The following is a 12,914-nucleotide window of genomic DNA, read 5'->3' as shown; positions in this document are numbered from 1 at the left end:
CTGTTAACAATTGTGGCAATTTTAGGGAAAATATCTGCCCAAAAGTTGACGATATTATAGGGGTTATGGTATCATGGAAGAAATCGCACCAAAGGGGTTATTGTGTCTATACGCAAAAAAAGAGGCTATAACCCTGATTCTATCGTCCCCCAAAATATTATCTGGGCAAAAATTAAAATTCACGATGCACCCGTAGGGGCAGATTCTCCGACCATCTTCGCTCTCCACCAGATTATTTGTTGGTTCGCCCTTGGTGATACCTATTGACAAAAATAAGGTTTTGTGCATAAGAACTCAGGAAAGGGAACCGGGAAGGTAGGGGGTCAATCTGTTTTGGGTAAAATCGGGAAATATTGATAGGCTAATGAAAGCTGTAGTGGAGTGTTGATACACCAGGGGAAGATAAGTGTCTTTAAGTTATGGTTAATGGTGTCTGTAAATGTCACCAGAGGGCTGATAGAGACTAGAGGCTGCTCAGGCGATTGTTTAAGGATAACAGACAACCATTAAGCACACAGGGAAGATATTTAGCGAGGGGTTAAGTCCCCGCTGCCTGAACACCTAAGAATCCCTGGCCTTTGTGGGCGGGAAATGTCAAAGAATAGCTGAGGGTAGAGTACGTGAATATGAAAGCGATGATTTTGGCTGCTGGTAAGGGGACTCGTGTTCGCCCTATTACTTACACGATACCGAAACCATTAATTCCGATTCTTCAAAAGCCAGTAATGGAGTTTTTGGTAGATTTGCTGCGTCGCCATGGTTTTAAGGAAATTATGGTCAATGTAAGCCATTTAGCTGATGAAATTGAGAACTATTTTCGTGATGGTCAGCGGTTTGGGGTAGAGATTTCTTACTCATTTGAGGGGAGTATCGAAGATGGTCAACTGATAGGTAAGGCTTTGGGGTCTGCTGGGGGAATGAAAAAAATCCAGGACTTTAACCCATTTTTTGATGATACTTTTGTGGTGTTGTGCGGGGATGCCCTCATTGATTTAGACCTGAGTGAGGCGGTAAAATGGCATAAAGAGAAAGGTGCGATCGCTACTGTGGTGATGAAATCTGTACCCAAAGAGGAGGTTTCCAGCTATGGGGTGGTAGTTACGGATGAAATGGACAGGATTAGGGCTTTTCAGGAAAAACCATCTGTAGAAGAAGCTCTCAGCACCAGTATTAACACGGGAATTTATATCTTTGAGCCGGAGATATTTGATTACATCCCCTCTGGGTGCGAGTATGATATTGGTAGCCAACTGTTCCCCCATTTGGTGGAAATAGGCGCGCCCTTCTATGGGATTACTATGGATTTTCAGTGGGTAGATATTGGGAAGGTTCCCGACTACTGGCGGGCTATTCGCAGTGTGTTACTGGGTGAGGTGAAAAATGTGCCGATCCCCGGTAGAGAAGTGGCTCCGGGAATTTATACGGGGCTAAATGTGGCAGTGAATTGGGATAAAGTCCATATTGAAGGACCGGTCTATATCGGTGGTATGACCCGCATTGAAGATGGTGCAACTATTATTGGTCCGACTATGATAGGTCCGAGTTGCTCAATATGTAGCAACTCCTATGTGAGTAATAGCGTGATTTTCGAGTATTCTCGGTTGGGGCGTGGGGTGCGCCTGGTAGACAAATTGGTGTTTGGTCGCTACTGTGTGGATAAGCTGGGAGCTTCTATTGATGTTCAGGCGGCGGCTTTGGATTGGCTGATTACTGATGCTCGACAGGCTGTGGGTGATCCCCCAGAAGAACATCAGGCGATCGCAGATATTCTCAGCACCTCATAACTTTTTGGTAGGTTGTATGTATAAATCTTCCGTGGTCTTGTACGGGGGGGTTATCGAATCATCCTCTGTTTCGAGCGGGTTATTTCCGAAAAGCGACCCACTTCCCCTAAAACTGGCTGAACCTGGTGTATCTTACGGTTCAGAAAAGTTGGGCGGTGATGGTGATTATAAACTGGTTGAGGTTCTAGTGGATATACTCACCCTCCGCCAGACAGAAGACACGGAAGACATAGAACAACTTTATACCTACCAAGTGCCCCCTCATTTAGATATTATGCCGGGGGATATTCTCAGTGTCCCCTTTGGGGCTCAACAGATAGGGGCGATCGCCATTAGGTTAACATCAGAACTGCCAGAAAATCTGAGGGAACCGGGTAAGGCTACCTCTATCAAGCTGCGTCCGGTAGAAGATATCACCGCCAAGGGATTTTTCCCGGCTCATTATTGGCAATTATTACAACAGGTCGCCCAGTATTATCAAACTCCCCTAATTAGGGCGATCCGAACCGCCCTCCCCCCCGGACTCCTAGGCCGTAGCCAGCGACGTATTCGTTTAGTTAATGATGCCATTCCAGGCGGTGCTGAAGAGTTTTTGCAACCCAAAGCCCAAAGGATTTTACAAGTTTTGAAGCAGTCAGCTACAGGAGACTATACCTGGCAGTATTTGCAACGACAAATTAAGGGAGGCTCTCGGGGACTACAGGATCTGATCAAACGGGGTTGGGTGGAAAGCTATCTGGAACCGCCGACACCACCGCGCCCTAAACTCAGACCAGCAATCACCCTAGTGATAGATTGGGTAGAGTTAGACTTTATAGATATCACCCCCCGCCAGCGAGAGGTCCTGGAAATTTTGCGGCGGCGGGGTGGGGAAATGTGGGTAACGGATTTATTGCAAACCTGCAATACCAGTTCTGGGTTACTCAAAACTCTGGAGAAAAAGGGATGTGTGGTAATTGGCGATCGCGAAATTCTACGCACGGAACAGGGTATTCCTACAATAGCCGATCAGCCTTTATCTCTGACTGAGCATCAACAACAAGCCCTAGATGTGATTTTGGGGTTATCTGGTTTTCATCAACTGCTGTTGCATGGTGTCACAGGTTCGGGCAAAACTGAGGTATATTTACAGGCGATCGCCCCCATTATCAACCAGGGTAAATCAGCCCTAGTCCTAGTGCCGGAAATTGGCTTAACTCCCCAACTAACCGATCGCTTTCGCGCCCGGTTTGGTAATCGGGTATTTGTCTATCATAGTGGTTTGTCAGAAGGTGAACGCTACGACACCTGGCGTAATATGATCGAAGGTACTCCCCAGGTAGTTATCGGAACGCGATCGGCAATTTTTGCCCCTTTACCCAATTTAGGCTTAATTGTTCTTGATGAAGAACATGACAGCAGCTTTAAACAAGACCAGCCACAACCATGCTACCATGCCCGCACTGTCGCAGTATGGCGGGCGGAACTGGAAAACTGCCCCTTAATTTTGGGTTCAGCCACTCCCGCCCTGGAAACTTGGCAACATCATCGCCATAATCATAACCCATCCATTCATTATCTATCTCTACCGGAAAGGGTCTTATCTCGCCCCCAGCCTCCTGTAGAAGTAGTTGATATGCGTCGGGAATTGAAGCAGGGAAATCGATCCATTTTCAGTAGAAGTCTACAATTGGCGATCGCCTCTTTGCGAGACAATAATCAGCAGGGCATTTTATTCATCCACCGTCGCGGACATAGCACCTTTGTTTCCTGTCGCAGTTGTGGCTACGTCATGGAATGTCCCCGTTGTGATGTTTCTCTCTCCTATCACCACATTCACGCCGAAGCTATCCCATACCTACGCTGTCACTACTGCAACCATTCCCAATCCTACCCCCAACGCTGTCCCCAGTGTGACTCTCCCTATTTTAAACATTTTGGCAGTGGGACCCAACGAGTCGCCCAGGAATTAACCCGCCTTTTTCCAGAATTGCGGTTTATCCGTTTTGACAGTGACACCACCCGCACCAAAAATGCCCACAGAATTCTCTTAACTCAGTTTGCTAACCGGGAGGCTGATTTATTAGTTGGTACTCAAATGCTCACCAAAGGTTTAGACTTAGACTCTGTAGGGCTCGTCGGTATTGTCTCCGCTGATGGACTTCTGCACCTGTCCGACTACCGCGCTAATGAACGTGCTTTCCAGACCTTGCTACAGGTAGCCGGACGTGCGGGACGTGGTAACGACCCCGGACAGGTGATTCTACAAACCTATACCCCCGAACATCCCGTCGTGGAAGCCGTCCGCAACCATGCTTATGATTCTTTTGTCGAAACCGAGCTACAACACCGCTCAGAGCTGAATTATCCCCCCTCTGGTGGCTTGATTTTACTCCGGTTAAGGGGTTACGATGCGATCGACGTTGAACAAACCGCCCACCTGATCGCCTCTGAGTTAACTTCTGAGCTGCTTCCGGGAACTTGCGAACTTTTGGGACCCGCACCCGCTCCCATTATGCGTGTTGCTAATCAATACCGCTGGCAGATTTTATTAAAATTCCTCCCAGGTCAGACTACCCCGCCTCCCTCTCTCGCTGCTTTGGCTGAAAAATGCCCCCAGTCTGTTCGCTTTTCCATTGATGTTGATCCTCTCAGTTTCGGTTAATTATTGCCACTTATCCCCCCACAGCCATAGTTTTTTCCCAACTATCCAGTCATCTCGTATCGTGGATGACAAATTTTAGGGCTAGATCTGTTATGGTAAATCCAAAGATTTGGGTATATTAAGGTAGGCACTTTGTCAAATAATTGTTATAATTCGTAATAATTTCCGGGACAAGGGTGGCCATCCTAGAAAATTAACCCAAATTCACTTTTAAGGAGTTCACGTCATCATGGAATCTAGTAGCTTATCTTTGGAACAACAATTTAACCTGTCCTCCTTTAGAATGCAGGTAAACCAAATGAGCCGGGAACAAGCCCAGGAGTTTTTGGTTGATCTTTACGAACAAATGTTGGTTAGGGAGAATATGTATCAGCACTTTCTCAAGTATCAGTGGGGCTTAGAACCCAATTCCGGTGCTGAGTAAGTGGATATTACCCCCATACTTAGTGGGCCACCTCTGTCTCTTACTCTCTTTTTCTGAGAAGAAGCGAGTTGGGGGTAGTCGGGTGTTCACTGACTCACATTAGCCTGGGTCGGAGTCCAAAATGGCGAAATTGCAGATAGTCTTGTAAAATGCGATCGTGGTCAAAGCATAGATCCTGGGGAATGCGCCAGGGCTCAAAGATTTCTAAATTTTGAGCATCATCAGCCGCCTGGGGTTCTCCCTTCGCCGTAGCGATAAATACCACAGCTAGGGTATGTTGGCGAGGGTCTCGGTTAGGGTCTGAGTAGACATGGAACTGTTGAATTAACGTGACATCTAGCCCCGTTTCTTCTTTGGCTTCTCTGGTGGCTGCGGTTTCCACTGACTCGCCGTAGTCTACAAATCCTCCAGGAATAGCCCAACCATAGGGGGGGTTTTTCCGTTCTATTAATACAATCGGTCGCGATCGCCGATCTATAAGTTCGATGATGATATCTACTGTCGGCGCGGGATTACGATAGCTCATTGATGATCATGTCCGTCTAGGTATGCTCAGATTTGCTAAATAACCTGAAATAGGTAGAAACCCAAAACTCTTTAATCGGGATAGCCACAAATGTTAAAGGGTTAATGGTGACAATAATAGTCCTCACGTCGGACTTGGCTTGTTTGATAATTTGCTTTGCTACCCAGTCCGCTGACATCACCCCAATCGGGTTAAGGTTACTTTTAAAAGGCCCTAAAATCAGCTTACGAATCACACAGGGAGAGTCTAGGCGGCGTAATGTGATTAAATCCCCTAAAGTGCGTTTACTGAGTTCATACAGAGGACTAAAAGCCGGGCTAACTTCCGCTTCCGAAGTATTTACCCAGACCTCCTTCCGGGCGATATCTGTGTTGGTGCGAACCGTTTTTAAAAACAATTCTAGCAGTCGCCAACTCGAGAAAGTATTAATTTCGTAGGATTTGCCGATCGCCTCTGGGGTTCGCTCACCGTGTACATTAATACCATGATTGATAATTAGGATATCTACCGTTTCCAACAGATTCGCTAATTGTTCCTCTTCGCCTACTTGCCAGGTTATAGTTTTTAGGGGTAATTCTTCCTGGTCAATGGTGACGGTGACAGTTTGGGAAGTTGATGATAAAGCGATCGCCTTCGCCCCAGAGTTGTGGAGGTGTTTAAGTAGCGATCGCCCTAAACTCCCAGAAGCGCCAGTCACCGCCACTGTTTTACCTTTTAGAGAAAGTCCTGTCCCCATAATTTTATCTAAAACCGTGAGAGTCCCGCAAAAGTAGGCATTTTGGTTATCAAAATGGTGTCGCCAGTGATAAGATTGGTTCACCAATAACCGCGACGGTGGCTGAGAAAAAGCACCCGGAAGGTGGGTTAAGTCAGTCAGTGTGTCCGCGTTGGGAATTCCTGAACCTCTAGCGATCGCAGGTAGTAGAAAGCCGAGGGTGTACACTGGACCTGTCAGCGTCAACCAGTGAGGATCTCCTGTCAGCCCATAGATACCCAGCCAAAACCCTAAACTGAATACTAACATCACCATCGCCTCTGGCACATCATTATACCAGTGTGCTTTCCGATAAATCTCCTCACTTTTGATGCTATAGTCGGGACGAAATACCCGATGATGCCAAGAATGGAGGCGATACAGGGGTTGCCAAACATGGGCCAGGGCGTGGTAGGTGTCTCGCACTAATTCTACCCATACCACCGAAGCTACTACCCAAACTGTATTTATGATCACTACCGTTAGCATAAACTTAGAGTTTCAGACCTCATTGATTTTGTGAAAATTTCCCATTTAGCATTGTATATGCCAAAGAGCTGTTAAATGTTTGAAACTTCCAGAAAATCTTGATTCTGGCAATTGGGCTGATTATCTCTAACCAAAATGAAGGGTTAGACACCTTCCCCCTCTGACTGGATGCAGATGGTTATCTGAATAATAGTGTATACTGAGTTATTTATTCTGATTTGATATAAATGGTATGGGTTCAAAGACCTGGAAACGCTTTGTAGGTTGGGCTTTGTTGGGTTTGCTGTTGACTTGGGGGGTTAGTTGCGCCTCCCCAACTACTGATCAAAGCGATCGCCGTCAGGTGGAGTTTTGGACAATGCAGCTTCAACCTCAGTTTAATGACTATTTTAATCAGTTAATTGCTACCTTTGAAAATGATCACCCCGAAGTAAAAATTCGCTGGGTAGATGTACCTTGGTCAGCTATGGAGAGTAAAATATTGGCGGCGGTGTCCGCCCAAACCGCCCCCGACCTGGTTAATTTGAACCCCGATTTTGCCTCCATGTTGGCGGGTCGCGATGCTTGGTTAAATTTGGATGAACACCTATCCGAAGAAGTGCGATCGCTATATTTACCCAATATCTGGGAAGCTAATATGATCCAAACCTGCGACGGTGATAATTGTCAAAATCGCACCTTTGGCATTCCCTGGTATTTGACTACCCAAATTGTCATTTATAATCAGAATTTACTCAATCAAGCAGGTATTGAAAATCCTCCCACCACCTATCAGGAACTCGCCACAGTTGCCCAAACTATTCGCCAGAGAACCGGAAAATATGCCCTATTTGTTTCCTTTGTTCCCACCGACTCCGCCCAAGTTTTACAGTCCTTAGTTCAGATGGGAGTTCAGTTAGTTGATAATAATAGAAAAGCCGCTTTTAATACTCCCGAAGGTCGCGCCGCCTTTCAATATTGGGTTGATTTATATCAACAGGATCTGTTACCCAGAGAAGTCTTAACTCAGGGACATCGAAGGGCGATCGAATTGTATCAAGCTGGGGAAATTGCCCTATTGACCACCGGACCTCAATTTTTTAGAGCGATCGCAGAAAATGCCCCCGATATCGCCAAAGTTTCCGCCCCATCTAGCGCCATTACCGGCGAAAATGGTAAAATCTCCGTCGCCGTCATGAACCTAGTTATACCCCAAAATACTCGCCACCCAGAAGATGCCATAAATTTTGCCTTATTTGTCACTAATAGTCCCAATCAATTAAACTTTGCCAAAGCCTCAAACGTCATCCCTTCCAGTATTCAAGCATTAGAAAATCCCTTCTTTCAAAACATCCCAGCAGATGCTACACCCCAAGACAAAGCCAGGAAAATTAGCGCCCAACAGATGCCAAACGCTCAAGTTTTGATTCCACCCCTAGAAGACATCAAAGAATTGCAGACCATTATTTACAACAATTTGCAAGCAGCCATGTTAAATCAAAAAACTGTTGATCAGGCGATTTTAGATGCTGAAACAGCTTGGAATCGGCGCTTAAATTAAGCCTTTAAGTTCAACTCAACCCAACTTTATCTAGGGTGGTTGCTATTCTCATATTCCCTTAAACAACCACCCCATTTTATTCCTATATCCCCTAATAAGCCATGCAAATTATTCGGAATACTCCCAGCCAATGAACCTTCTTGATGCCATAATTCTTGTAGTTTATTTAATCCGTTCATCACCTGATTTTTAACCTCTTCAATTTCCCCGCTAATTTTCGCCGAAAGTTGCTGCTTTTCCCGGATTATATCCTGTATTTTTTCATTCCATATATGGATTTTATCATTAGTCCTGTTGTCTAAATCTTGGCAAATTTTTTTAATCACATTTATCTGATGTTGTAAATTAGATACTTCCTGGTTAAGCCGTTGTTTGCGTCCTTCATTTCTTGCATATAATTGTTGCAGTTGATAGTTATGATACTCAAAGCCTTGACTATCATCTATCTCTATCTCTAGCCGGAGAATACTGCATTCAATCATATCTTTTTGTTCTTCCAAACTTTTGATATGTTCGAGATTTTTTGACAGAGACTTAATCAACAACCTTTTCGCATCATTAATATTTTCCGAGAGTTTCCTAATCTCCTCTTCAACCCTACCTTTTCGGCTTTCCAGATAATTAGGATTTTGTAAATCCATAACCCTGTTAATTTGGGTATATATATCATCAACAATTGTATTAAATAACTGTAATTTTTCGCGCCGTATCTCATCTTGATAATTGGGAATAGTCCCATTATCACCCCTCTTAATTTCCCTCAAATAATTTCTAACCACACCCATCAGCATATCATTAGTCTGGTTTTTAAAAATCCTATAACACTCACCAGACAAACGATTCCTCTTCAGTAAACAATCATAATCAGTGCATTTATGACGCGCGCGGTCCAGACCTTTAGACTCCTTCAGTATTTCTAATACCACTGGTGGCGAAGTAGTAAGTTTAGCTTGAGGAATATGATAAAGCATACTAGATATAGCATTCCTAATGACAACTCTAGTAGTGCATCCTGATAATTAAGAAACCCAGTTTCTCCCGTCTGCTGGAAAATAGGGGTGGGAAACATGACCAGAAACCAGGTTTCATAAACCGTGACTATTTAACCATACTTCAGATAATCAGCCAGTTAATTAACCCAGAGATAACCTTACCTAAATCCGAGATAATAGTTCTTGTTTTTTCGCTTGAAATTCCTCCTCACTCAAAACACCTTGCTGCTTCAATTGACCCAATTTCTCTAAAGTTTGATAGATATTAGCCGCCTCATCAGCCTTGTCTTTTTCCAGGTCAGAAACATAGTTTTTGCCCCTTTCAAAAGCCGATTCATAAGCCCACTTAACCTCTTCTTCCGCAAAATTATTCAGAGACCCACCACTAGAAAAATGGTTAATAGCAACCTGTCCCACCGCATAGGTAGAAGCCCCAGAAGTCAAAGCCATTGAAGTCCCACCAATTAACGAACCAATACCCGGAATTGCCTTAATGAAACTAGAACCCAAACGAGCAATAGTTGTACCTGTTAATGCCGAAACAAATGCTTTTCCCGTACTAACAGAATAGTTGACTCCATACAGTTTAGCAAGTTCCTGTAGCATTTCCATTTGAATAGCAGTAACTGCCATAAAATCCACTATGGGGATAGGGATTAATCCACCTCCCATTGACCAGAGGACGTGATTACGAATAATAGCATCTGCTTCGGTTTTTTTACTCATGAGGAGTACCTGGTAAACAATAATGATTTGGGGGGGCGCTTCGGGAAATGTCGCCAAAACGACCCTCTTTTACTTTACCCTTTCCCCAAACTGTTTAGAATTGCTAATCAATCAATCTATAACCCCCTAAAGCCCAGCCAGTCGAGTTTTTCAGCCCCATGACTCAGCAGCTAGGTCCCACCGCCTTAACAAAAATTAACAAACTCATTTTTCCTAGAAGATAAACCTTTTTGGCATTCTCCAGAGTCTAAAATTGGGCTTTCTGGTAGCCAACTTAACTATAATCAATCATAATTATCAAGCTATAACTCATAACTCGACTTCCCTACTTATCCTTTATTCAAGTAGTAGGGAATCATCCCATAACATTGTTAAAACGGAGATTAAAGCGTGGATATTCTATCCAACACCGTCGCACTGTCGCGAATGCAATTTGCACTCACAGCCATCTTTCATATGTTGTGGCCGGTTCTTACTACAGGGCTAGGTATCTACCTAGTTATTATTGAAGGACTATGGCTGAAAACTCGCAACCCAGACTATTATTATCATGCCAGATTTTGGTCTAAATTTTACGTCCTCAACTTCGGCATAGGTGTCGCTAGTGGCATTCCTATGGAGTTTCAATTTGGCACTAATTGGGCTCCTTTATCAGAAGCTATTGGTAACTTTTTTGGTAGTGTGATTGGCTTCGAGGCATCATGGGCGTTTATGCTAGAAGCCGCATTTTTGGGAATTATGGTATTTGGTTGGGAGCGCGTTAACCCCACTATTCACTTTATTTCCACCATTCTTGTTGCTTTTGGTGCTAATCTTTCAACCTTTTGGATTTTGTCGGCTAATTCCTGGCTGCAAACCCCGGCAGGAGTGGAAATGGTGGATGGTAAATTTGTCGTGCTTGACTATTTTCAAGCCATCTTTAACCCCTTCATGTTCAACAGCTTTCTGCATATGTTCTTCGCAACATTAGAAACATCCCTATTTGTGATTGGTGGAATTAGTGCTTGGTATATCCTCAAAAAACGCAATCATCAGTTTTTCTCCAAATCCCTAAAAATTGCGATCGCTGCTACTATCGCTGTCGCACCAATGCAGCTTTATATAGGACATTTGAGTGGCGAACAAGTTTATCACTACCAACCCACTAAATTAGCCGCTATGGAGGCGCAGTGGGAAACTATCCCCGCTGGACAGTCTGCTGATTGGAGTTTGTTGGCTTTTCCTAACCCCCAGACCCAACAAAATGATTGGGAAATTACTATCCCGAATGGTTTAGGGTATATTCTGGAATTTAAAAAAGAATTATCCGAACCTGTCTTGGGTTTAAAAGAGTGGAAACCAGAAGATAGACCGCGTTTGTTGGGTTTGATTTACTACTCTTTTCGGATTATGATTGCTATTGGTTTCTTTCTAGCCGGACTTATGGCGGTTACCGTTATTCAGTGGTTACGGGGGAAACTTTCAGCCGACAATATTACTCAACAGGGTTGGTTAATGTGGGGTTGGATTATTTCCGCACCCCTGGGTTATATTGCGGTTGAGGCTGGCTGGACTGTCCGTTGTGTAGGACGACAACCTTGGACGGTTTATAATGAAATTCGCACCGTTGATGCTGCTTCTAATTTACCCCCGGAAAATGTCTTAACTACTTTGGTGGGTTTTGCTGTGGTTTATAGTTTGCTCTTCGTGACTGCGATTTATTTTGGGAGTCGAATTATCCGCCGTGGTCCGAATTTGGAGTTGGCTATTCCTGGTGGAGTTCGTCCGGCTTTTGATACTAGCCCCGGTCAGTTTTCCCCGGACGAAAGACCAGCAGAAACTCAAGGTTAACTCTGGTTTTATCTTACCCGAAAATTAGGGGCGATCGCTACATCGCCCCCACCCATCATCAAGTCATCACCCCGGAGAAGAATTAATGGAAACTTTGCAATATTTACTCCCTCAAGTCTGGTTTGGAATTTTGGCTTTATTCCTGTTTTTGTATGTGATGCTAGATGGCTTTGATTTGGGGGTGGGAATTTTGTCTATCACTTCCTCCAGCGAAAAACGCCGCAGCATCCTGATGACCAGTCTTAGTAATATTTGGGATGCTAATGAAACCTGGTTAGTGTTGATGGGGGGTAGTCTATTTGGCGCGTTTCCCCTGGCTTATAGCACTATTCTTAGCGCCCTATATGTGCCGATTTTTGTGATGATTTTTGGCTTAATTTTTAGGGCGGTAGCTTTTGAATTTCGCGAACAAGCTACTAATAAGTTATTCTGGAATTTTGCCTTTGGGGCGGGTAGTTTTCTGGCGGCTTTGGGTCAAGGTTTCGCCCTCGGTGGGGTTCTGGAAGGGATTAAGGTTGATGCTAACGGTCATTTTATTGGCACTACTTGGGATTGGTTACGTTTCCCAACTATAGTAGTAGCATTAACTTTGATTCAAGGATATGTTTTGATTGGGTCTACCTATCTAATTTGGAAGACTGAAGGCGAGTTACAAAAAACTCACTATCAAACTGCTAAACTTGCGGCTATTACTACTTTAATCGGCGCGATTATAATCACTGTGGTAACGCCGATTTTTTATGAATCAGCCCGCGATCGCTTATTTTCTCAACCCCTAGTTTATATCTTTTCCCTAATCCCGATTTTGGGAATAGCCTTAATTGGGTTATTACTCAGAAGTCTAACTCGTCAGGAAGAAAGAACCCCATTTATCTGGACAATTTTAATTTTTGTCCTCACTTTTTTGGGATTAGCAATGGTCGTTTTTCCCTATATTATCCCCCCGACAATTACCATTTATCAAGCGGCGGCTGACCCCAGTTCAATGGTGGTTATGATTATTTTTGTCGGTGCTTTAATTCCGGTGATGTTGTTTTACAACATTTATCAATACTTTGTCTTTCGTGGGAAAGTTACCGAGGCGGCTTATGAGGAATAGTCCCTAATAGTTAGGGAGTGTCTCACTCCCTAGATAAAATCACTATAATTATACCAGATACCCCGACCAACCGTTATAATAACCATCAAATCCTATTAATTTGTTA

10 protein-coding genes are annotated in these 12,914 nt (G+C 44.1%); 6 read left to right on the top strand and 4 right to left on the bottom strand.

The features are described from left to right. Positions 1 to 626: 626 nt before the first annotated feature. The 3 genes from N39L_RS01045 to N39L_RS01035 all read left to right on the top strand — a co-directional run bounded on the left by N39L_RS01045 (position 627) and on the right by N39L_RS01035 (position 4,852). A complete protein-coding gene (locus N39L_RS01045) occupies positions 627 to 1,784 on the top strand; it encodes a nucleotidyltransferase family protein (RefSeq protein ID WP_006619259.1) in 1,158 nt (385 codons plus the stop codon). Positions 1,785 to 1,800: 16 nt separating this feature from the next. Further along, positions 1,801 to 4,428: a primosomal protein N' gene (priA, locus tag N39L_RS01040; protein WP_050856753.1), complete on the top strand. Its 2,628-nt coding sequence runs from the start codon at positions 1,801 to 1,803 to the stop codon at positions 4,426 to 4,428. Positions 4,429 to 4,657: 229 nt separating this feature from the next. After that, the gene (locus N39L_RS01035) at positions 4,658 to 4,852 is read left to right on the top strand and encodes an NblA/ycf18 family protein (protein WP_006619261.1); all 195 of its coding nucleotides are present in this window, start codon (positions 4,658 to 4,660) and stop codon (positions 4,850 to 4,852) included. Between the two features lie 94 nt (positions 4,853 to 4,946). Here the strand turns inward: N39L_RS01035 and N39L_RS01030 are convergent, their stop codons facing one another. Together N39L_RS01030 and N39L_RS01025 are read right to left on the bottom strand one after the other, a co-directional pair. Next, on the bottom strand, positions 4,947 to 5,378 hold the full coding sequence (locus N39L_RS01030) for an NUDIX domain-containing protein (protein WP_014274011.1): 432 nt from the start codon (positions 5,376 to 5,378) through the stop codon (positions 4,947 to 4,949). Between the two features lie 16 nt (positions 5,379 to 5,394). Next, positions 5,395 to 6,621 (bottom strand): bifunctional sterol desaturase/short chain dehydrogenase, encoded by a 1,227-nt coding sequence (locus tag N39L_RS01025; protein WP_014274010.1) that lies wholly within the window; start codon positions 6,619 to 6,621, stop codon positions 5,395 to 5,397. 232 nt (positions 6,622 to 6,853) lie between these two features. Between N39L_RS01025 and N39L_RS01020 the strand changes: the two genes are divergently transcribed. Further along, positions 6,854 to 8,161 carry an ABC transporter substrate-binding protein gene (locus tag N39L_RS01020; RefSeq protein ID WP_006619264.1) on the top strand — a complete coding sequence of 436 codons (1,308 nt, stop codon included), beginning with the start codon at positions 6,854 to 6,856 and terminating at the stop codon, positions 8,159 to 8,161. A 26-nt stretch (positions 8,162 to 8,187) separates the two neighbouring features. On the opposite strand, the gene N39L_RS01015 is transcribed toward N39L_RS01020, so the two are convergent. Both N39L_RS01015 and N39L_RS01010 read right to left on the bottom strand, forming a co-directional pair. Continuing rightward, positions 8,188 to 8,952 carry a hypothetical protein gene (locus N39L_RS01015; protein WP_231852063.1) on the bottom strand — a complete coding sequence of 255 codons (765 nt, stop codon included), beginning with the start codon at positions 8,950 to 8,952 and terminating at the stop codon, positions 8,188 to 8,190. A 363-nt stretch (positions 8,953 to 9,315) separates the two neighbouring features. Continuing rightward, positions 9,316 to 9,879, bottom strand: coding sequence for a DUF697 domain-containing protein (locus N39L_RS01010; protein WP_014274008.1), 564 nt, complete (start codon positions 9,877 to 9,879; stop codon positions 9,316 to 9,318). Between the two features lie 390 nt (positions 9,880 to 10,269). Here N39L_RS01010 and N39L_RS01005 point away from each other — a divergent pair, with 390 nt between their 5' ends. Both N39L_RS01005 and cydB read left to right on the top strand, forming a co-directional pair. Further along, entirely contained in the window at positions 10,270 to 11,709 is a 1,440-nt protein-coding gene (locus N39L_RS01005; RefSeq protein WP_006619267.1) for a cytochrome ubiquinol oxidase subunit I, read from the top strand. Positions 11,710 to 11,794: 85 nt separating this feature from the next. Further along, positions 11,795 to 12,808, top strand: a complete 1,014-nt coding sequence (gene cydB, locus N39L_RS01000) for a cytochrome d ubiquinol oxidase subunit II (protein ID WP_006619268.1) — start codon at positions 11,795 to 11,797, stop codon at positions 12,806 to 12,808. Positions 12,809 to 12,914: the final 106 nt, after the last annotated feature.

It is taken from the genome of Limnospira platensis NIES-39, assembly GCF_026000695.1.
Taxonomy (GTDB): Bacteria; Cyanobacteriota; Cyanobacteriia; order Cyanobacteriales; family Microcoleaceae; genus Limnospira; species Limnospira platensis.
This window is presented reverse-complemented; position numbering and strand designations above follow the sequence as displayed.

Excerpts from the sequence above, each read along its gene's own strand:
- cydB (WP_006619268.1), top strand. The coding sequence starts at position 11,795 with ATGGAAACTTTGCAATATTTACTCCCTCAAGTCTGGTTTGGAATTTTG.
- priA (WP_050856753.1), top strand. The coding sequence starts at position 1,801 with ATGTATAAATCTTCCGTGGTCTTGTACGGGGGGGTTATCGAATCATCC.
- N39L_RS01020 (WP_006619264.1), top strand. The coding sequence starts at position 6,854 with ATGGGTTCAAAGACCTGGAAACGCTTTGTAGGTTGGGCTTTGTTGGGT.
- N39L_RS01025 (WP_014274010.1), bottom strand. The coding sequence starts at position 6,621 with ATGCTAACGGTAGTGATCATAAATACAGTTTGGGTAGTAGCTTCGGTG.
- N39L_RS01015 (WP_231852063.1), bottom strand. The coding sequence starts at position 8,952 with ATGCTGATGGGTGTGGTTAGAAATTATTTGAGGGAAATTAAGAGGGGT.
- N39L_RS01035 (WP_006619261.1), top strand. The coding sequence starts at position 4,658 with ATGGAATCTAGTAGCTTATCTTTGGAACAACAATTTAACCTGTCCTCC.
- N39L_RS01045 (WP_006619259.1), top strand. The coding sequence starts at position 627 with ATGAAAGCGATGATTTTGGCTGCTGGTAAGGGGACTCGTGTTCGCCCT.
- N39L_RS01010 (WP_014274008.1), bottom strand. The coding sequence starts at position 9,879 with ATGAGTAAAAAAACCGAAGCAGATGCTATTATTCGTAATCACGTCCTC.
- N39L_RS01030 (WP_014274011.1), bottom strand. The coding sequence starts at position 5,378 with ATGAGCTATCGTAATCCCGCGCCGACAGTAGATATCATCATCGAACTT.